Annotated in this window: 17 protein-coding genes; 11 read left to right on the top strand and 6 right to left on the bottom strand. The window is 60.9% G+C overall.

Going from position 1 to position 19,508, the window contains the following annotated elements:
• Positions 1–51: 51 nt before the first annotated feature.
• Complete coding sequence (locus ACXHRN_RS00290; protein WP_488639373.1) at positions 52–2,085, top strand: aldo/keto reductase; 2,034 nt, start codon at positions 52–54, stop codon at positions 2,083–2,085.
• Positions 2,086–2,236: 151 nt separating this feature from the next.
• Here ACXHRN_RS00290 and ubiA read toward each other — a convergent pair whose 3' ends face one another.
• The 3 genes from ubiA to ACXHRN_RS00275 all read right to left on the bottom strand — a co-directional run bounded on the left by ubiA (position 2,237) and on the right by ACXHRN_RS00275 (position 5,063).
• Positions 2,237–3,151 (bottom strand): 4-hydroxybenzoate octaprenyltransferase, encoded by a 915-nt coding sequence (gene ubiA, locus ACXHRN_RS00285; protein ID WP_488639372.1) that lies wholly within the window; start codon positions 3,149–3,151, stop codon positions 2,237–2,239.
• 203 nt (positions 3,152–3,354) lie between these two features.
• A complete protein-coding gene (locus ACXHRN_RS00280; RefSeq protein WP_488639371.1) occupies positions 3,355–4,470 on the bottom strand; it encodes an AbrB family transcriptional regulator in 1,116 nt (371 codons plus the stop codon).
• 26 nt (positions 4,471–4,496) lie between these two features.
• The gene (locus tag ACXHRN_RS00275) at positions 4,497–5,063 is read right to left on the bottom strand and encodes a hydrolase (RefSeq protein WP_488639370.1); all 567 of its coding nucleotides are present in this window, start codon (positions 5,061–5,063) and stop codon (positions 4,497–4,499) included.
• A gap of 107 nt (positions 5,064–5,170) precedes the next feature.
• Here ACXHRN_RS00275 and ACXHRN_RS00270 point away from each other — a divergent pair, with 107 nt between their 5' ends.
• Positions 5,171–5,761: a TetR/AcrR family transcriptional regulator gene (locus ACXHRN_RS00270; RefSeq protein ID WP_488639369.1), complete on the top strand. Its 591-nt coding sequence runs from the start codon at positions 5,171–5,173 to the stop codon at positions 5,759–5,761.
• On the opposite strand, the gene ACXHRN_RS00265 is transcribed toward ACXHRN_RS00270, so the two are convergent.
• Positions 5,758–6,156: a RidA family protein gene (locus tag ACXHRN_RS00265; protein ID WP_488639368.1), complete on the bottom strand. Its 399-nt coding sequence runs from the start codon at positions 6,154–6,156 to the stop codon at positions 5,758–5,760. The genes ACXHRN_RS00270 and ACXHRN_RS00265 overlap by 4 nt on opposite strands.
• Before the next feature lie 71 nt (positions 6,157–6,227).
• Positions 6,228–7,394 (bottom strand): dihydrodipicolinate synthase family protein, encoded by a 1,167-nt coding sequence (locus ACXHRN_RS00260; protein ID WP_488639367.1) that lies wholly within the window; start codon positions 7,392–7,394, stop codon positions 6,228–6,230.
• A 286-nt stretch (positions 7,395–7,680) separates the two neighbouring features.
• Between ACXHRN_RS00260 and ACXHRN_RS00255 the strand changes: the two genes are divergently transcribed.
• Genes ACXHRN_RS00255 through ACXHRN_RS00235 form a run of 5 tightly spaced genes read left to right on the top strand, consistent with a single transcriptional unit; the run spans position 7,681 to position 13,644 of the window.
• Positions 7,681–8,727 carry a LacI family DNA-binding transcriptional regulator gene (locus tag ACXHRN_RS00255; protein WP_488639366.1) on the top strand — a complete coding sequence of 349 codons (1,047 nt, stop codon included), beginning with the start codon at positions 7,681–7,683 and terminating at the stop codon, positions 8,725–8,727.
• Entirely contained in the window at positions 8,724–9,728 is a 1,005-nt protein-coding gene (locus ACXHRN_RS00250) for a Gfo/Idh/MocA family protein (RefSeq protein ID WP_488639365.1), read from the top strand. The genes ACXHRN_RS00255 and ACXHRN_RS00250 overlap by 4 nt, the downstream gene beginning before the upstream one ends.
• Positions 9,729–9,738: 10 nt before the next feature.
• Positions 9,739–11,349 (top strand): acyl CoA:acetate/3-ketoacid CoA transferase, encoded by a 1,611-nt coding sequence (locus tag ACXHRN_RS00245; protein WP_488639364.1) that lies wholly within the window; start codon positions 9,739–9,741, stop codon positions 11,347–11,349.
• Complete coding sequence (locus ACXHRN_RS00240) at positions 11,342–12,136, top strand: enoyl-CoA hydratase/isomerase family protein (RefSeq protein WP_488639363.1); 795 nt, start codon at positions 11,342–11,344, stop codon at positions 12,134–12,136. Before ACXHRN_RS00245 ends, ACXHRN_RS00240 begins: the two co-directional genes overlap by 8 nt.
• A complete protein-coding gene (locus ACXHRN_RS00235) occupies positions 12,136–13,644 on the top strand; it encodes an aldehyde dehydrogenase family protein (protein ID WP_488639362.1) in 1,509 nt (502 codons plus the stop codon). The genes ACXHRN_RS00240 and ACXHRN_RS00235 overlap by 1 nt, the downstream gene beginning before the upstream one ends.
• A gap of 114 nt (positions 13,645–13,758) precedes the next feature.
• Here ACXHRN_RS00235 and ACXHRN_RS00230 read toward each other — a convergent pair whose 3' ends face one another.
• Positions 13,759–14,814 (bottom strand): LacI family transcriptional regulator, encoded by a 1,056-nt coding sequence (locus tag ACXHRN_RS00230; protein ID WP_488639361.1) that lies wholly within the window; start codon positions 14,812–14,814, stop codon positions 13,759–13,761.
• A gap of 334 nt (positions 14,815–15,148) precedes the next feature.
• Between ACXHRN_RS00230 and ACXHRN_RS00225 the strand changes: the two genes are divergently transcribed.
• The 4 genes from ACXHRN_RS00225 (at position 15,149) to ACXHRN_RS00210 (ending at position 19,507) form a co-directional block, all read left to right on the top strand.
• Positions 15,149–16,411 (top strand): ABC transporter substrate-binding protein, encoded by a 1,263-nt coding sequence (locus ACXHRN_RS00225; protein ID WP_488639360.1) that lies wholly within the window; start codon positions 15,149–15,151, stop codon positions 16,409–16,411.
• An 82-nt stretch (positions 16,412–16,493) separates the two neighbouring features.
• Positions 16,494–17,447, top strand: a complete 954-nt coding sequence (locus ACXHRN_RS00220; RefSeq protein WP_488639359.1) for a carbohydrate ABC transporter permease — start codon at positions 16,494–16,496, stop codon at positions 17,445–17,447.
• On the top strand, positions 17,444–18,388 hold the full coding sequence (locus ACXHRN_RS00215) for a carbohydrate ABC transporter permease (RefSeq protein WP_488639358.1): 945 nt from the start codon (positions 17,444–17,446) through the stop codon (positions 18,386–18,388). Before ACXHRN_RS00220 ends, ACXHRN_RS00215 begins: the two co-directional genes overlap by 4 nt.
• Positions 18,389–18,391: 3 nt before the next feature.
• A complete protein-coding gene (locus ACXHRN_RS00210; protein WP_488639357.1) occupies positions 18,392–19,507 on the top strand; it encodes an ABC transporter ATP-binding protein in 1,116 nt (371 codons plus the stop codon).
• Position 19,508: the final 1 nt, after the last annotated feature.

Below are 19,508 nucleotides of genomic sequence, written 5' to 3'. Positions count from 1 at the left end.
CTGGAGCCGGTATTCGTAGCTCTGAAATCATGCTCGGCAGGAGAAAAGCCCATGTCTAGAGACAGCAAGATTCGTTGGGGCATTATTGGCCCCGGTACCATCGCCCGCACATTTGCCGACGGCGTTGCCCACTCTAAAACAGGCGTGCTTGCCGCCATTGCCAGCCGCAATCCCGGAAAGTCGGGTCTGGCCGAGCAGTTTCCCGGCGCCCGCATCCTCGATGGCTATGATGCGCTGCTCACGGATCCGGAGATCGATGCCATCTACATTTCCACCCCGCACACATCGCACGCCGAATGGGCGATCAAGGCCATCCGCGCCGGCAAGCATGTGCTGGTCGAAAAACCGATCGCGCTGTCTGCCTATGATGCAGCCGCCGTCTATCACGAGGCGCGCAAGGCCAATGTTTTTGCCGGCGAAGCCTTCATGTACCGCCTGCATCCGCAGACAGCGAAGCTCGTCAAGCTCGTACAGAGCGGGGCGATCGGCAAGGTTCGTATCATCCGTTCGAGCTTCGGCTTCAACATGGGCACAGTGAACCCGGAGCACCGGCTGTTTGCGCAGGAGACGGCTGGCGGCGGCATCCTCGATGTCGGCGGCTACCCGGTTTCGATGGCGCGGTTGATCGCCGGTGCGGTCGAGGGCCTCCCCTATCTCGAACCTGAAACCGTCCACGGCATCGGCCATCTCGGCGAGACCGGCGTCGACGAATGGGCCTCGGCTATCCTGAAATTCCCCAACTCCATCATCGCCGAAGTCTCCTGCTCGATCATGGCGAACCAGGACAACACGCTACGCATCATCGGCTCGGATGGCCGCATCGAGGTCAAGGATTTCTGGTTCGCATCCGGGCACAAAGGTGGCACGGGCAAGATCAAGATCGTCAAACCCGATGGCTCCAAGAAAACCATTGAGGTCAAGGAAAAGGGCTGGCTCTATTCTTTCGAAGTCGACGCCGCCGGCCGCGCCATCCGCGCTGGCAAAAAGGAATTCGCATCTCCGGGCATGAGCCAGTCGGATTCGCTCGGCAACCTGCGCGTTCTCGACCAATGGCGCGCGGCCATCGGCCTAGAATACGGCGTCGAGAAAGCCGAAAGCCGGGTGCTGAACATAGCGGGCAGCAAGGTCAAGGTGGGCAACAGCCTTCCGCGTCGCGACATTCCCGGTCTTGCAAAGCAGGGTTCCGTTGCCGCGCTGGGCTTCGAGTTCTTCCCCAATTTCGCAGCCGCGTCGCTAACCATGGATGCCTTCTACGAGGCCGGGGGCAATATCTTCGACACCGCCTATATCTATAACCGCGGCATGACCGAAGCCATCTTCGGCGACTGGCATACGAGCCGCAGCGTGCCGCGTGAAGACATCATCGTCATCGGCAAGGGCGCGCATTCGCCGCTCTGCTATCCCGACCGCATCGCCAAGCAGCTGGAAGAATCGCTCGAACGCCTGAAGACCGACTATGTCGATGTCTACTTCATGCACCGCGACAACGAGGAAATCCCTGTCGGCGAATTCGTCGATGCCATGGATGCCGAGGTCAAGGCCGGCCGCATCCGCGGCATCTTCGGTGGCTCCAACTGGACGCGCGAGCGCATGGACGAAGCCATCGCCTATGCCGCTGAGAACGGCAAGACGGCACCCGCCGCCCTCTCCAACAACTTCGCGCTTGCCGAAATGCTGGACCCGATCTGGGACGGCTGCGTTTCAGCCTCCGACGACGGCTGGAAGCAGTGGCTGACCAACAACCAGATTCCAAATTTCGCCTGGTCGAGCCAGGGCCGCGGCTTCTTCACCGACCGTGCCGGTCGCGACAAGCTGGACGACGAGGAAATCGTTCGCGTCTGGTATTCCGACAAGAACTTCGAACGCCGCGACCGGGCGATCGAACTGGCGAAAAAGCTTGGCAGGCATCCGATCCATATCGCGCTCGCCTATGTGCTCGCCCAGCCCTTCCCGGTGATCCCGCTGATCGGGCCTCGCAACCTGACGGAACTTGAGGACAGCCTCTCGGCGCTCAATCTCAAGCTCACGCCGGAACAGGTGGTATGGCTGGAGAGCGGCAAGGGCGGAAAGAAGAAGGCGGCTTAGTCGCCGGCCCTAACTGAAATGTGGAATACTTTCTGTCGCAAAACTCGATCGCATAACTTCAAACTTTGCGACAGAAATTCCCCTGAAACCTTTAGCGACCCAGATTTTGTCATGAAATCTAGGAATTTTGCGGCTTGATCGAGCTAACAGCTCACCATGTTCCGATGAATACCGTGCAGGCCAGCAGCGCCCCGGTCAAAATGTTCGCCAGGAACAAGCGGAAATTCACCTCGGGACGGGCGAGGTCGATCCGCCAGGTTTGCCAGGCAAGGTGCGCAGCGATCACCAGCATTCCTATGGCGTAGGGCAGCGACATTCCCAACAGCCAGCCCCCAAGCGACCACGCTCCGACCGTCAAGATGTAGAAGAAGCCAATGCAGGTCTTACCGTGCTGGCCGAACAGGACTGCCGTCGATTTCAGGCCAAGGCGGGTGTCATCTTTCACATCGACATAGGCATAGACCGTATCGTAGCCGATCTGCCATGCGATAGCACCGGCCCACATAAGCACAGCGCCAGCCGGGATATGTCCTGCAACCTCGGCCCAAGCCATGAGCATGCCCCAATTGAATGCCGCCCCCAGGACCGCTTGGGGCCAGTAGGTGAAGCGCTTGCAGAGCGGGTAGATGAATACGAGCGGCAGAACACACATCGCGACCAATCGCGTGTAGGAGCTCAGGAAGAGCAGAAGCGAAGCCGCAAGTGCGAGCTGAACGGCCAGAAACACCAAGGCTTGTAGCGTGCCGATCTGTCCGCTGGCCAAGGGCCGAAGGCGGGTCCGCTCCACGTGGCCGTCAAACCTCCGATCTGCAATGTCGTTAACCGTGGAACCGGCACTTCTCATCAGCAAGGCGCCGAGGGAGAAGACAGCCAGTTGCCGGAGGTCCGGGAGACCGTGCGATACCTGGACAAGCGCCGCCCAGCACGGAAACAGCGTCAGCCATATTCCCACCGGGCGATCCAGCCGCGCCAGCCGTGTATATGGCCGCCATAAAGCCGGCAACCGGCGATCCACCCAGTCACCCCGGTGGATATCGCTTAGGTCCGGGCGGCTCAACGTCGTCATGGTGTTATCCAGGTTCCTTGTCGCAATAATCCTGATTAAGCGTCAGTTTTGCGACGTCGCCAAGATGGGCATTCTGCCGCAGTTGAGTGCACAGAATGCCTCGCGAAAATATCTCCGGCAAGAAAACGTACGGAACGCCCATGCCGCAAGCGGATTCGGCACCACTATACACTTGGATTCCACATTTCGGTTAGGGCCTGGGCTTAATCCGTCAGCGCCTTCACGCGCTCCTCAACTGGCGTGGCATGCAGCGGATGCTTGTCCGCCACCGGAAAGCGGGCGAGCTTCACGACAAAGCGCGCCAGCGCCGGGCCGATCAACAGGATGACCAGGAACCGTGCGAGCTGCATGGCCATGACGAAGGATATGTCGACGTGGGCGGAAGCCGAGATGATCGCGACGGAATCCGCGCCGCCCGGGCTGGTCGCAAGGTAGGCGGTCAGTGCATCCACGCCGGTCGCCAGCATCAGCAACCAGGCAAAGAAGCCGCAGATGGCGATCAGCGCCGCGATCGACAGCAGAATGCGCGGCAGAGCCTTGGCGGCGTAGAGCAGGATCTCGCGCGTATACCGTTGACCGATGCTCCAGCCGACGATCGCATAGCTCGCCGCCAGCAGCAGCGGCGGCAGTTCGATCTTCATGTAGCCGAAATTCTGCAACCCTGCGCCGATCACCAGCGGCAGCAGCATCATGCCGGCGGGTATCCTGATGATCCGGGTGATGCCGGCACAGACCGCGATCAACAGGATCGTCTGCATGAACGGCACGATAGCGATAGGCGCGAGCCATACGACCGGCGCAGGCGCAGCGCTCGAATGGACAAGGAAGAGCTTGGCCACCAGGGCCGCCGCCAGCGCTACCATCAGCACCCTTGTATATTGCATCAGCGCCACCAGCCGCACATCGGCACCGTAGCTCTCCGACATGATGGTCATGGCCGAGGCCGCACCCGGCACGGAGCCCCAGATCGCCGTCGAGCCGGGCAGGATCTGCAACCGCGCCAGCAGCCAGCCGAACAGCACCGAAGCCGCGATGACTGAGAACACGCCTGCAAGGAAGACCGGCCACGACCGGCCGATTTCGGCAAGCAGCGTCAATGGAATGGAATTGGCCATCAGGCAGCCGATGACACCCTGTGCCAAGAACATCATCTCGCCCGGCACCTTGGCCATGCGGTCATTGATGGCGAGAAAGATCGCCACGAACATCGGCCCGATCAGCAGTGCCGCCGGCACATGCATCATCGTCAGCGCCATGACGGCGAGAACGGAAAGGAACAATAGCACCAGCCAGCGCGTGGTTTTGGTGCTGGCCTTCATCACGGCTTCCATGATCGATCGTCGTCCTATCCCTGAAATGCGATATCGGCAGATTTCACCACACGTGAAATGCGCGGAAAGATGGTCTCGATCGTCATTTTGTGCATCGCCTCGGATATGCTGCTGGCGCAGAGATCTTCGGCCAGAAGTAGCGAATAGCCGTGTTCCCAGGCTTGCCTTGCGGTGGATTCGACACCGGCATTGGTCGAGATACCACCCAGCACGATCGTGTCGATGCCGCGCCGGCGAAGCTGCATGTCGAGGCCGGTGCCATGAAACGCTCCCCATTGATGCTTGGTGACGCGTATATCGCTGTCGGCGGCAAGGCCATCAACCAACTGGCTCCATTCAGGCGGCAGGCCACCGGCGGGCAGCGCCATGGGCTGGTCGACTTGCTGTGCGGGCCGCAAGGCATCTCCGGGCCCGAAATTGACGTTGACAAGGATGACTGTCGCGCCCGCCGCGCGGAACCGCTCCGCCACTGCCTTGCTGGCCGCCACGACAACCTCCCCGCCGCGCGGATGCGTTGGCTGGGCGACGATACCTCTCTGCAAATCGATGAGCACAAGCGCTGACTTCTTGGGATCAAGCATAGGGAACCTCTGGGAATAAATGCGCCAACGGCCGACGTGACGGCATGGCGATGTCATGTTATGTGAGGATAGTCTCGCAAAACGGATAGTTGAGGATATCCTCGCAAATGTCAAGAAGCCTTGTTGCCGTCGAACCGAAAAGAGAACGTGGAAAGCTGCGTGTCGCCGCGATCATGGATGCTGGCGCCGCCCTCTTTGCCACGAAGGGCTTCGACGCTGCGACGATGACCGAGATCGCCGCCCGGTCCGGCACCGCCATCGGTTCGCTCTACCGTTTCTTCCCCACCAAGGAATCACTCGCCGATGCGCTGATCCAGCGCTATGCCGAACATCTGCTCGGCGGATTGGAAGAGATCGTTGTCGCAAGCAGCCGTTATTCCGCCGAACAACTGGCGGACCACCTTGTCGACCTGATGCTGGAAACAGTCGACGATCGATCCGTCGCCATCGCGCTGGTGGATCAAAGCGAGGATTCGATCGGGCGTCGCTCAATCCTGCGCAATGGCATGCGTTCGGGCCTTGCGAGGGCGCTGCAGGCACAGGACCCGAGACGGACCGAAGCGCAGGTGACCGCCATGGCGCCGGTTCTCCAGCATCTCCTGAAATCCGTGCCGGGCTTCATCACCGAAGGTGGCAACGACGCCACCGGCCGGATCGCCGAAGTGAGAAAACTCGCCGCGCTCTATATCAGGAACTAACCCTTCGCCAGCACCATGTCGACTTCGACCAGCGCGCCGCGCCCCAGCCGCGCAACACCGACCGTGGTGCGTGCCGGCATCTTTTCGTCGTCGTCAAAATGCCGGTGATAGACCGAATTGAAGCCGACATAATCGCGGTCGAAATCGGCGAGATAGATGCGCACGAACGCCGCATCCGCGAGCACATAGCCCGAAGCCTCGACAATCAGGATCAGGCTGCGGAACACAAGCTCGGCCTGCGCCTCGATCGTCGGCGGTAGCTCGGCGGACGGATTTTCCGGATCGATCGGCAACTGCCCGGTGACATGCAGCAGGCCGCCCGCCTCGACCGCATGCGAGTAACGCGCCGTTCTGGGTGACGGTGCGGCGGCCGGAACCTTTATGTATCGCGTCATGCTGGCATCCCCGAAAGAGGTTTGTCGAGGAGTAGCCGAGCCAGCCATAAAATCAAGCCGGGGATGACGGCTCAGTCGATCCCGAACACACCACAGAAATTCTTCATGCGCGCGACCGCCAGTTCCGGCTTGTCCAGCACATCTGCCTGATCCGCCAGGCGGAAAATATCGGCGTAGTGGCAGATACCGCGCGCAGACTGCATGCCTGCGGGCAGGCTGAAATGGCTCTGGTGGCCGTTGAGCCAGGCCAAGAATACCACGCCGGCCTTGTAATATTGCGTCGGCGCCTCGAAAATCTTGCGCGAGAGCGGCACGGTCGGCTCGATGACCGAACGAAAGGTCGCGACATCACCCGCGGCCAACGATGCCAGCGCCTTGGAGGCAGACGGCGCCACCGCATCGAAGATGCCTAGCAGCGCATGGCTGTACCGATTGCCGTCGCCCTCGATCAGCTCGGCATAATTGAAATCATCGCCGGTGAAGCAGAGCACGCCGTCCGGCAGGCGATTGCGCAATTCGACCTCTTTCGAATTGTCGAGCAACGAGATCTTGATGCCTTCGACCTTCTCCTGGTTTTCCGTGATGATCCGGATCACGCAGTCCAGCGCAACCGCGAAATCGCGGCTGCCCCAATAGCCGGCGAGCTGTGCATCGAACATGTCACCAAGCCAGTGCAACACCACCTTGTCCCTGGCCTGCGAGAGAATGCGGCCATAGACCTTGGCATAGTCGTCCGGCGACCTGGCAACCCGCGCCAGCGCCCGACTTGCCATCATGATCGCCCGTCCACCGTGCTTCTCAACGAAGTCCACCTGCGTTTCGTAAGCTGCGATGACGTCATCCAGCGATTTCACATCGGCTGGATCGAGATGGTCGGTGCCAGCACCGCAGGCCAGATCGGCGCCCGGCACCGTGCGCGCCTCTGCCAATGAACGCCGGATCAGCTCCTGCGCGCCGGCCCAGTCGAGCCCCATGCCGCGTTGTGCCGTATCCATCGCTTCGGCGATCTTGAAGCCGAGGCTCCAGAGATGATGCCGGAACGCCATCGTCGTGTCCCAATCGACGGCCGGCCGGTTCCACGGATCGAGATCGCGAAACGGATCGGAAACCACATGCGCTGCCGCATAGGCAATGCGATTGAATGTCGGCGGCGTTGCCGGCCGGGCAATCGGCGTTCCGGTCAGGTGATAGGCCTCGATCGCGCCGGCGGCATTCGGAAGCTTCAGCATAGGGGTCATTGGTTCCTCCCAAAGTCCGGAATGCCAATAATTTAGATCGTTCCAAATTTCAAGCAGAAAGTGACGAAGCCTGTCTGGTTGCGTGAGTATGGTCTCGGCGACAGAGAGCGACGGCCATCAACATCATTGTAAATACAGAATTTTCGTAGAATTTTGTTCGCTTTGCCCAGCACCAAGAGATTTTACAGGAACAGAATAATCCGCAGACGCCTCGATTCAGACTTGACAAATTTGGAACGTTCCAATTAAAACACCATCAACGGGCAGGAGACCCGAGGAGGAAATCATGGCCAAGGAACGGGTGACCGTTGTCGAGATCGCGCATGCCGCCGGCGTGTCGAAATCGACTGTGTCGCTGGTCCTGCAGGGCTCACCTCTGGTCAACGAGGCGACCCGCGCCAAGGTCAACGCCGTCATCCGCGAGCTCGGCTATGTCTACAACAGAGGCGCGGCCAATCTCCGCCAGTCCAATTCCAAGTCGAAGATCATCGGCATTGTCGTCAACGACCTCACCAACTCCTTCTTTGCCGAACTGGCGGTGGGCGTCGACATGGTCGTGCAGTCTGCCGGCTATGTGCAATTCCTCTCCAACACGGGCGAAAGTATCGACCGCCAGCGCGAGGTCATCGCCTCGATGCGCGAGCACGGGATTTCCGGCCTGATCGTCTCGCCCGCACGCGGTACCGAGGCTGCGGATCTCAAGCCCCTCGTCGCCAGCGGCATTCCGGTGGTGGTCGTCGTCCGCAATGTGCCCGGCGCCAAGGTCTCGTCGCTGATGTCTGACAATCACGCCGGCGCATTTGCCTCCGTCCAGCATCTGGTGGAACTTGGCCATGTCAGGATCGCCTTCCTGGGCGGCTTTCCGGACACAGCGGTGTTCGCCGAGCGTCTGGAAGGCTACCGCGATGCCATGCGCAAGGCCGGCCTTGAGCCGAGCGATGAACTAGTGATTGGCTCGGCGCCTTCTCGAGCTGGCGGCGTCGATGCCATCACCCGCGCCTTGCAACTCCCCAATGCCCCGACCGCCGCCGTCTGCTTCAATGACGCGGTCGCCTTCGGCACCTGCGACGGCCTGCGGGCCAAGCGACTGGAACCGGGCGTCGATTTCGCCGTCGTCGGCTTCGACGATGTCATCGAAGCCAAGACGGCTGTGCCGGCACTCACCACGGTATCGGTGGATCCGCAAGGGATGGGCGGCCGCGCCGCGCAATTGCTGCTGAAGCAGATCAATGCCGGCAAGGCCGATGCAGAGGCCATCATTGGCTCGGTGCGGCTGGTCGTACGCGAGTCAAGCAAGGGCGGCCTCAACACACATGGAAGGAAGATCGCATGACGACCCGCTGGGGCCTGATCGGGGCAAGCACGATCGCGCATGAATGGGTGATCGATGCGATCCGCGCCACCGGCGGCGAGATCGTCTCCGTCATGAGCACGAGCGCCGAACGCGGCGCCAAATATGCCGCCGACCACAAGATCGCCCGCTCGGTCACCAGCCTCGCCGCTCTGCTCACCGATCCCGAAATCAACGCGGTCTACATCTCGACCACCAATGAATTGCATGTCGAACAGGCCATCGCTGCAGCCAAAGCCGGCAAGCACATTCTTTGCGAAAAGCCACTGGCGATGACGCTCACCGACGCGCATGCGATGGTCAATGCGGCGAAGGATGCCGGCGTGGTGCTGGCCACCAATCATCATCTCCGCAACGCAGCCAGCCACCGCGCCATGCGTGACGCCATCGCTTCGGGCAAGATCGGCAAGCCGCTTGCCGCACGTGTCTTCCATGCCGTCTATCTGCCGCCGCACCTGCAGGGCTGGCGGCTGGAACGGCCGGATGCCGGCGGCGGCGTCATCCTTGACATTACCGTCCACGATGCCGACACGCTGCGTTTCGTTCTGAACGACGACCCGGTCGACGCCATCGCCTTCAGCCAGTCCGGCGGTATGGGACAACAGGGTCTCGAGGATGCCGTGATGGGCGTCATACGCTTCAAGTCCGGTGTCATTGCCCAGTTCCATGATGGTTTCACCACCAAATATGCCGAGACCGGCTTCGAGGTCCACGGCACCGAGGGCTCGCTGATCGGCAGGAACGTCATGATCCAGCGTGCGATCGGCACAGTCACTCTCCGCAATGCCGATGGCGAGCAGACGCTGCCGCTAGACACGCGCAATCTCTACGACACGGCGCTCGAGGCATTCCACAATGCCGTTGCGGGCGAAGGCAAACCCTCGGCGACCGGTGAAGATGGTATCTGGTCGCTGGCGACTGCCCTAGCGGTCAGCGCGGCAGCAAGCATGAGCGAATCCTGCGTAGTGAAATCTGGACTTTGAGACGACGAGCATGAACAAGCACATTACCCCAGCCGAAGCGGCAGCCTTGATCCCCGATGGAGCGATCGTTTCCGTCTCGTCGTCGAGCGGGCTCGGCTGCCCGGACCTGATGCTGAAGGCGATCGGCGAGCGTTTCGACGCCACCGGCCATCCGCGCGACCTGACGACACTGCATCCCATTGCGGCGGGCGACATGAGCGGCATCAAGGGCATCGACCATATCGCCAAGAAGGGGCTGCTCAAGAAGATCCTCGGCGGCTCCTACCCGTCCGGTCCCTCGACCTCCGAGCCGCCGCTCATCTGGCAGATGGTCACCGGCAACGAGATCCCCGCCTACAACATTCCCTCCGGCATCATGTTCGACATGCACCGCGAAGCCGCCGCCAAACGCCCGGGTGTGATCACCAAGATCGGCCTCGATACCTTCGTCGATCCCGCCCGCCATGGCTGCGCCATGAACGATGCCGCCGCTGCCGAGCCCGTCGTCAGGAAGATCGAGTTCGAGGGTGAAGAGTGGCTATTCTTCCCTGTCATCGTTCCTCAGGTGTCGATCATCCGCGCCACCACGGCAGATGAACACGGCAACCTGACCTATGAGCATGAAGGCGCCACTCTCGGCGGCCTCGATCAGGCGCTCGCCGCACGCAACAATGGCGGCATCGTCATCGCCCAGGTCAAACGCATCACCAAGCAGGGCTCGCTGAAACCGCACGACGTGCGCGTGCCAGGCATACTGGTCGACTACATCGTCGTCGATGCCGACCAGAAACAGACGACGCAGACTCTGTACGACCCCGCCATTTCCGGCGAAATCTTCCGCCCGCTGGAAACATTCCGGGTGCCCGAATTCAACATCCAGAAGGTCATTGCGCGCCGGGTGGCGCAAGAGCTCGAGGCCAATAGCTGCGTCAATCTCGGCTTTGGCATCTCGGCCAATGTGCCCCGCATCCTGATGGAAGAAGGCTTGCACGGGGCCGTCACCTGGGTGATCGAGCAAGGCGCCGTGGGTGGCGTGCCGCTGCTCGATTTCGCCTTCGGCTGCGCGTCGAATGCCGATGCCTACATGCCCTCGCCCTATCAGTTCACCTATTTCCAGGGCGGCGGCTTCGATGCCTCGCTGCTATCCTTCCTCGAGATCGGCCGCGATGGTTCGGTCAATGTCTCCAAGCTGTCCTTCCGTCCACATGTGACGGCTGGCGCCGGCGGTTTCGTCGACATCACCGCGCGGGCAAAAAAGATCGTCTTTTCAGGCATGTTCAATGCCGGCGCCAAACTCGCCATTTCAGACGGCAAGCTGGTGATCGAGAAGGAAGGCAAACTCAAGAAACTTGTCAACGAGGTCGAACACGTCACCTTCTCCGGCGCCCGGGCCGTAGCACAAGGACAGGATATTACCTACGTGACCGAGCGCTGCGTGATGAAACTGACGCAGCAAGGCATCGTACTGACGGAGATCGCGCCGGGCATCGACCTGCAGACCGCGATTCTGGACCAGTCGGAATTTCCGCTTCTTGTTGCCGATGATCTCAAGATCATGGATGCCGCGCTGTTTTCCGACGAGTTGATCGGTCTCGCACTGCCGACAAAGCCCGTCCGCACACTGGAGGGCGTCCATGTCTGAGAAATCAGCGTCTGACAAACAGGTTAAGGTGGACATCGACGGCCCGATTGCTGTCATGACCGTCTCGCGGCCGGACCGCCTGAACGCTCTCGACCTCGACATGCTCAAGGCTCTTGGCGCGGCCTGCGACGCGGTCGAAGCTAATGCCGATATCCGCGTCGCCATCATCACCGGCGACGGCAAGGCGTTTTCCGCCGGTGGCGACATCAAGGCCTGGGGTGGCATGGGGCCGCAGGAATTCGGACATGCCTGGGTCCGCTACGGCCATCGCATATTCGAACGGTTGGCGACGCTGCGGATGCCGCTGATCGCAGCACTCAATGGACACGCCCTCGGCGGCGGACTGGAACTGGCCGCCTGCGCCGACATCCGCATCGCCGAAAGCCACATCAAGATCGGCCTGCCCGAAACCGGCCTCGGCATGGTGCCGGGCTGGTCCGGCACCCAGCGGCTGGTGCGGCGCTTCGGCGCCCAGATCGTCCGGCGCATGGTGCTGGGCGGCGAGTTGTTTTCCGCAGGCGAAGCCAGCCAGCATGGTCTGGTCGACGCCGTGGTCGAAACCGGTTCATCGCTTGCGGAAGCCAAGGCTTACGCTGCGCGCGTCGCCGGTCGCGGCCCGGCTGCACTAGAAATATCGAAACTCATGATCGCGGTCGCCAATGGCGAGGACAACGGCTCGGGCGTCGAAGCGCTCGGTTCAATCCTGGCAGCCAAGACCGGTGATCTCAAGGAAGGGGTCGCAGCCTTCACCGAAAAGCGTCCGGCGACCTTCAAGGGAGAATGGTAATGACGATCCAGATCCGTCCGCAGGCGATCAATAATCTCGCGGTCCGTGACTTCAACATGCTGATCGATGGCAAGTGGACCGGAGGCGCCGAAGGTCGCACCATCGAACGTGTCGCCCCCAGCCATGGTGTGCTGGTCAGCCGTTATCAGTCTGCCACCAAGGTGGACGCAGAGCGTGCGATTGCCGTAGCGCGCAAGGCTTTCGATACTGGTCCCTGGCCAAACATGACCGGCGGCGAACGTTCCAACATTCTTCTGAAAGCCGCTGACCTGATCGCGTCGCGCCTTGAAGAACTCGCCTATCTCGACGCCATCGAGGCCGGTAAGCCGATCAGCCAGTGCCGTGGCGAACTGGGCGGCGCCGTCGATATCTGGCGCTATGCCGCCTCGCTTGCCCGCAATCTTTATGGCGAGAGCTATAACAATCTCGGCGAAGGCACGATGGGCGTGGTGCTGCGCGAAGCGATCGGCGTTGTCTCGATCATCACGCCGTGGAATTTCCCGTTCCTGATCGTTGGCCAGAAGCTGCCATTCGCATTGGCGGCAGGCTGCACCACTGTCGTCAAGCCCTCGGAACTGACCTCCGGCTCGACACTGGTGCTCGGCGAAATTCTGATGGAAGCCGGCGTGCCGGAAGGCGTGGTTAACATCCTCGTTGGCACCGGCCCCGAAGTCGGCGCTGTGATGACTACCCATCCCGACATCGACATGGTATCGTTCACCGGCTCCACCGGCGTCGGCAAGCTGACCATGAGCAACGCTGCCCAGACACTGAAGAAGGTGTCGCTGGAACTCGGCGGCAAGAACCCGCAGATCGTTTTCCCCGATGCCAATCTCGACGAATTCATCGATGCGGCGGTGTTCGGCGCCTATTTCAACGCCGGCGAGTGCTGCAATGCCGGCTCGCGGCTGATCCTGCACAAGGATATCGCCAGGGATGTAATCGACCGCATCGCCGAGCTTTCGAAAAAGGTCAAAGTCGGCGACCCCTTGGATCCCTCTACCCAGGTCGGCGCTATCATCACGCCCCAGCATCTCGCCAAGATCGAAGGCTACGTCACAGCCGCAGCGCAGGCAGGCGTCACCGTATCGCATGGCGGCGGCACGCTCGATCTCGGCATGGGCCAATACATGGCGCCGACGATCCTGTCCGATGTCACCAGGGACATGGCGGTTGCGCGGGAGGAAGTGTTTGGCCCGGTCCTGTCGGTGCTGACCTTCGAGAGCACCGCAGAAGCCATCGAGATCGCCAACGCCATAGACTACGGCCTGTCAGCCGGCGTCTGGAGCAGCAATTTCGACACCTGCATGACCATCGGTCGCAAGGTGCGGGCCGGTACGGTCTGGATGAACACTTTCATGGACGGTACGCCCGAGCTGCCTTTCGGCGGCTACCGCCAGTCCGGCCTCGGCCGCGAACTCGGCCGGCATGCGGTGGAGGACTACACCGAAACCAAGACGCTCAACATGCATATCGGCAGCCGCACCGGCTGGTGGATGCCGCGCTGAGATTCGCCGGATAACAGGCACTTGAGAGAAAGGAGGAAGACGATGGCAGGACAATTTATGCAGAGCGCGGAAACTTCCTCATGCTCCCTCATTCCTATGCTTGCTACGCGTCCCTCAGCTCACCCCCGCCGCGGCGAAACTCAACTGCGGCGGCTGCAACACCTGCAGATCGCTCACCTTCTCGCCGGCAATACGCCGCAACAGGATGCGACCAAGCTCCTCGCCTGCCGCAGTGAGATCCTCGTAGATCGTTTCGACGCCGGGCTGGATGTCACTCAGCAGCTGCGACGTCTGCTTGGCAACGATGTCGTATTGGCGGCCCAGCATGCGGCCGGTCTCGGAAAGGCCGGTGATCGCCGCCATGGCCGAAACTTCGCCGGGGCAGATCAATCCATCCGGCGGATCGGCCCGTTCCATGCGGCCGCGGAAATAGTCGCGCACCGCGCCAGCCGGAGAGTCCAGATCAATGCCTTCAGGCACCTCATGGGCGATGCCGGCTTCGCGCACCGCAGTCATGAATCCATGCTGCATGTGTTGGCAGAAGGTCAGCCGCTTGGGCGGCAGGATGATCGTCAGGCGCTCGCGACCCTTGGCGATCAGCCGCCGCGTCGCCTCGTAGGCGAAGGCGAAATTGTCGTAGTCGACGAAGGGATGCTGGGTGGAGAACTCGGTCCGGCCGTGGGTGACGAAGGGAAATTCCTTCTCGAGCAACAGACGCACGCGCGGATCAAGCAGCTCGGTGCGGGTGAAGATCAGCCCGTCGGCGAGATTGTTGCGAACGATATACTCGACCGCCTCGACATTGCTCGACTTGATGAAATTCGGCATGACGATAAGGTGGTAGGCAGTGCCCTGCAGCGCATTGGTCAGGCCCAGCATGATCGACGTGCCGAAACCGAGGATTTCCTCATGCGGGTCGAGCAGCACGCTGATGACATTGGTGCGCCCGGTCTTCAGCCTCTGGGCGGCGCGGTCGGGCGAGTAGCCGATCTCGAGAGCCACCCGGTGCACCCGCTTACGAGTCTCATGATTGATCACCGGATCGTCGGAAAGCGCCCGCGACACGGTCGTCACCGCGAGCCCGGTAAGGTCCGCAATGGTGCGCAGCGTCGGCTTGCTGGATTTCCGGCTTTTCCTCAAGGGAGGCGTCGTTGTGTCGATACTGGGCACGCGTCAAGACTTCTGCTGAGAGCACGGGATAGGCAAAGACTAACGCTTGATGAGCGGCGACGCAATGCTGATATGGAAACGTTTTAAATTTTTCGCCCGCCCAACCGAAAAGTTTGAATCAGCCAAGAAAGAGCAGGAAATACAAAGAATAAACGGCATGAACCTTGAAGTAAAAAGGCAATGTGAGCCACTTGACTTGACAGAGTTTATAACGTTTTAAATTACCCCAAGCGGCAGTGATGCCGTGGTTACAGCAGCTCATTGCGCGGGGAGCGCGTGGGCGTCGAGCAGCGGATCATCCGCTTTTTTGAACTTGCAATCCGGGAGGAAAACGATGCGCAAGTTATTGATGACGACAGCAATGGTAGCATTGGCAATGGGTGCGGCGAGCGGGATCGCGCGCGCTGATGACGTCAAGGAAGTGGAGATGCTTCATTGGTGGACCTCGGGCGGCGAAGCTGCGGCGCTGAACGTGCTCAAGGGCGACCTCGCCAAGGAAGGCTACGCCTGGAAGGACGTGCCGGTTGCCGGCGGTGGCGGCGATGCAGCCATGACGGCGCTGAAGGCCATGGTTGCCGCGGGCACCTATCCGACCGCTTCGCAGATGCTCGGCTACACCGTGCTCGACTATGCACAGGCCGGTGTCATGGGCGACCTGACTGAAACCGCCAAGAAGGAAGGCTGGGACAAGTCGGTTCCGGCTGCGCTCCAGAAGTTCTCCGTCTATGACGGCAAGTGGGTTGCCGCTCCGGTCAACGTCCACTCGGTCAACTGGCTGTGGATCAACAAGGCTGTCATGGACAAGATCGGCGGCACCGAGCCCAAGACCTTCGACGACCTGATCGCATTGCTCGACAAGGCCAAGGCAGCCGGTGTTATCCCACTCGCGCTTGGTGGCCAGAACTGGCAGGAAGCCACGATGTTCGACTCTATCGTGCTTTCGACGGGCGGACCGGAATTCTACAAGAAGGCCTTCAATGACCTCGACGAGGAATCGCTGAAGTCCGACACGATGAAGAAGTCCTTCGATAACCTCTCCAAGATCATTCAGTATGTCGATCCGAACTTCTCGGGCCGCGACTGGAACCTCGCGACCGCCATGGTCATCAAGGGTGATGCCCTTGTTCAGGTCATGGGCGACTGGGCCAAGGGCGAGTTCGTAGCCGCCAAGAAAGTCCCGAACACGGACTTCTATTGCTACCGCTTCCCAGGCACCGACGGCAGCGTGATCTACAACTCCGACATGTTCGGCATGTTCAACGTCCCGGATGACCGCAAGGCCGCCCAGATCGCGCTCGCAACCGCAACACTTTCGAAGAGCTTCCAGTCGGCGTTCAACGTCGTCAAGGGTTCGGTCCCGGCCCGTACCGACGTGCCGGACACCGACTTCGACGCTTGCGGCAAGAAGGGCATCGCCGACCTGAAGGCAGCCAATGACGGCGGCACGCTGTTCGGTTCGCTGGCACAGGGCTATGGCGCGCCTCCGGCAATCGCCAACGCCTACAAGGATGTCGTCTCCAAGTTCGTCCACGGCCAGATCAAGACCTCGGACGAAGCTGTTGCCGAACTCGTCAAGGCGATCGACGACGCACGTTGATATCGTGAGCAAAATGACCTTCCCCGCCTGGTGCGGGGAAGGCTTTTAACGCCGATGACGGCCCTGGGAGGGGACGAATTTCATGAGTACCGTAGCCACCACAGAACCGAGACTGACGCCAGAGCGTTCGACGCACATCTCCATGCGCTCGCGCCTGCAGGATGCGCTGCCGAAGATCGTGCTGGCGCCGAGTTTCGTGATCACGCTGGTCTTCGTCTATGGCTTCATCATCTGGACCGGCTACCTGTCCTTCACCAATTCCAAGACCTTTCCGTCCTACGCGATCACTGGCGCACGCGCCTATCAGCGACTGTGGCGCTGGACATTCGAAAGCGATCCGCCGTCCAGCTGGTACACGTCGATCACCAATATGGGCATTTTCGGCTTTCTCTATATCGGCATCTGCCTGGCGCTCGGACTGTTCCTGGCGATCCTACTCGACCAGAAGATCCGTGGCGAAGGCCTGTTGCGGCCGATCTATCTCTATCCGATGGCGCTGTCCTTCATCGTCACCGGTGTCGCCTGGAAATGGTTCCTCGATCCCGGCCTCGGGTTGGAACAGACCCTGCATCAATGGGGCTGGACGAGCTTTCACTTCGACTGGATCAAGAACAAGGATTTCGTCATCTATACGGTGGTGATCGCCGGCGTCTGGCAGGCCTCGGGCTTCGTCATGGCAATGTTCCTTGCTGGCCTGCGCGGCATCGACGGCGAGATCATGAAGGCGGCCCAGATCGACGGCGCGACGACTTCGCAGCTCTATCGCCGCATCGTCATTCCGCTGCTGCGGCCAGTGTTTCTCTCCGCCTTCATCGTGCTCGCCCATATGGCCATCAAGTCCTATGACCTTGTCGTGGCGCTGACATCGGGCGGCCCAGGGGGCTCTGCCTGGCTGCCATCGAACTTCATGTACGAATACACCTTCAAGCGCAACGAAATGGCGGTGGGTTCTGCAAGCGCCATCATCATGCTGATGACGATCTCGGCGATCATCGTGCCCTATCTCTATTCCGAACTTCGGGAGAAATCGCGATGAGCGCTGTCACCTCGTCTGCTCCCCGCGCGCCGCGCTCGTCTGGTGCGAAGATGTTCAACCGCATCTTCATCTATAGCCTGCTGGCATTCTTCGCCTTGGTCTACCTGATGCCGCTCTTCGTCATGCTGGTGACCTCGTTCAAGACCATGGACGAGATCCAGAACGGCAACATGCTGGCGCTGCCGAGCTCGCCGACCATCGAGCCCTGGTTCAAGGCGTGGGGCGAGGCCTGTGTCGGACTTACCTGCGCCGGCATCAAGGGCTATTTCTGGAACTCCATCAAGATGGTTGTTCCCGCTGTGGCGATCTCGACGCTGCTGGGCGCACTGAACGGCTATGTGCTGACCAAATGGCGTTTCCCCGGCCACACGCTGGTTTTCGGGCTGATGCTGTTTGCCTGCTTCATTCCCTTCCAGTCGGTGCTCTTGCCGATGGCCACCATCCTCGGCAGCTTAGGCCGCTTCGGCGCGACGCTCAGGAACGAAATCGGCATGTCGCTCGGTTTCGGCAACCCGACTGTCAATCTGGTGTTCGTTCATGTGGTCTACGGCATAGGCTTCACGACGCTGTTCTTCCGCAATTACTACGAGGCCTTCCCAACCGAACTGGTCAAGGCCGCCCAGGTCGATGGCGCGAGTTTCTTCCAGATCTTCCGCCGCATCATGCTGCCAAATTCGCTGCCGATCATCGTCGTCACGGTGATCTATCAGTTCACCAATATCTGGAACGACTTCTTGTTTGCGTCCGCCTATGCCGGCACCGGTGATTCCATGCCGATGACAGTGGCGCTCAACAACGTCGTCAACACCTCGACCGGTGTCGTCGAATACAATGTCAACATGGCGGCGGCGATGATCGCCGCCATGCCCACGCTCCTCGTCTACATACTCGCCGGCCGCTATTTCGTACGCGGACTGATGGCGGGCGCCGTCAAAGGATAGAACATGGCTTTCCTCGAAATTTCCGGCCTCAGAAAGCGTTTCGGCGCAGTCGAAATCCTCAAGGGCATCGATCTCGAGCTCGAGAAAGGTGGCTTCCTGGTGCTCGTCGGTCCGTCGGGCTGCGGCAAGTCCACCTTGCTCAACACCATTGCCGGGCTGGAATCGATCACATCGGGCGATATCCGCGTCGATGGCCGCACCATCGCCGATCTGCATCCCTCCAAGCGTGATATCGCCATGGTGTTCCAGAGCTACGCGCTCTATCCCAACATGACGGTGGCCGGAAACATCTCCTTCGGCATGGAAATGCGTGGTGTGCCGGTCGACGAGCGCAAGAAGGCGATCGACAAGGTCGCCAAGGTGCTGCAGATCGGTCATCTGCTAGACCGCAAGCCGAGCCAGCTCTCCGGTGGCCAGCGCCAGCGCGTCGCCATGGGCCGGGCGCTGGTGCGCGACCCGAAACTCTTCCTGTTCGACGAACCACTCTCCAATCTCGACGCCAAACTGCGCGTCGACATGCGCGTCGAGATCAAGCGACTGCACCAGGCAACCGGCACCTCCATCGTCTATGTCACCCATGACCAGATCGAGGCAATGACACTGGCGACCAAGATCGCCGTGATGAAGGATGGCGAGGTCCAGCAATTCGGCACCCCGGCCGAGATCTACAACAACCCAACCAACCTGTTCGTGGCCGATTTCATGGGCTCACCCGCAATGAATCTGCTGACGGCGACTGTTGAACGCGGCGATGCCGGCGTGCAGGTGTCGCTGGAACGCCCGGAAGGCGCACCGCTCAAACTTTTGGTAAACGCAGCCAGCAATGCGCTCGGCACCTATGCCGGCAAGCAGGTGATCTTCGGCATCCGGCCGGAAGCGCTCACCGATCCGGATGGCGCCGACCGCAACGCGAAAAACCTTGCCGAGGGCGATTGCCTCATTGAAGTCGTCGAGCCCGCGGGCTCCGACACCTTCGCGATCACCAAGATGGGCGGCAAGGAAGTCGTGGCCCGCCTGCGCGCCGACGCCCATATCGCTGCCGGCCAGACGGCACGGCTCGCCTTCAATCTCGACAAGGCGGTGTTCTTCGATCCCGCCAGCCAAGCCCGCATCGCCTGAG

This window comes from Shinella sp. OV683 (genome assembly GCF_057787725.1).
Note: the sequence above shows the minus strand (reverse complement) of the source record. Positions and strands in the feature narration are given on the sequence as shown.

Coding starts and splice junctions, on each gene's coding strand:
- ACXHRN_RS00235 (WP_488639362.1), top strand. CDS start 12,136: ATGACGATCCAGATCCGTCCGCAGGCGATCAATAATCTCGCGGTCCGT.
- ACXHRN_RS00270 (WP_488639369.1), top strand. CDS start 5,171: ATGTCAAGAAGCCTTGTTGCCGTCGAACCGAAAAGAGAACGTGGAAAG.
- ACXHRN_RS00225 (WP_488639360.1), top strand. CDS start 15,149: ATGCGCAAGTTATTGATGACGACAGCAATGGTAGCATTGGCAATGGGT.
- ACXHRN_RS00280 (WP_488639371.1), bottom strand. CDS start 4,470: ATGAAGGCCAGCACCAAAACCACGCGCTGGCTGGTGCTATTGTTCCTT.
- ACXHRN_RS00275 (WP_488639370.1), bottom strand. CDS start 5,063: ATGCTTGATCCCAAGAAGTCAGCGCTTGTGCTCATCGATTTGCAGAGA.
- ACXHRN_RS00245 (WP_488639364.1), top strand. CDS start 9,739: ATGAACAAGCACATTACCCCAGCCGAAGCGGCAGCCTTGATCCCCGAT.
- ACXHRN_RS00255 (WP_488639366.1), top strand. CDS start 7,681: ATGGCCAAGGAACGGGTGACCGTTGTCGAGATCGCGCATGCCGCCGGC.
- ACXHRN_RS00210 (WP_488639357.1), top strand. CDS start 18,392: ATGGCTTTCCTCGAAATTTCCGGCCTCAGAAAGCGTTTCGGCGCAGTC.
- ACXHRN_RS00220 (WP_488639359.1), top strand. CDS start 16,494: ATGAGTACCGTAGCCACCACAGAACCGAGACTGACGCCAGAGCGTTCG.
- ACXHRN_RS00260 (WP_488639367.1), bottom strand. CDS start 7,394: ATGACCCCTATGCTGAAGCTTCCGAATGCCGCCGGCGCGATCGAGGCC.
- ubiA (WP_488639372.1), bottom strand. CDS start 3,151: ATGACGACGTTGAGCCGCCCGGACCTAAGCGATATCCACCGGGGTGAC.
- ACXHRN_RS00240 (WP_488639363.1), top strand. CDS start 11,342: ATGTCTGAGAAATCAGCGTCTGACAAACAGGTTAAGGTGGACATCGAC.
- ACXHRN_RS00250 (WP_488639365.1), top strand. CDS start 8,724: ATGACGACCCGCTGGGGCCTGATCGGGGCAAGCACGATCGCGCATGAA.
- ACXHRN_RS00215 (WP_488639358.1), top strand. CDS start 17,444: ATGAGCGCTGTCACCTCGTCTGCTCCCCGCGCGCCGCGCTCGTCTGGT.
- ACXHRN_RS00290 (WP_488639373.1), top strand. CDS start 52: ATGTCTAGAGACAGCAAGATTCGTTGGGGCATTATTGGCCCCGGTACC.
- ACXHRN_RS00265 (WP_488639368.1), bottom strand. CDS start 6,156: ATGACGCGATACATAAAGGTTCCGGCCGCCGCACCGTCACCCAGAACG.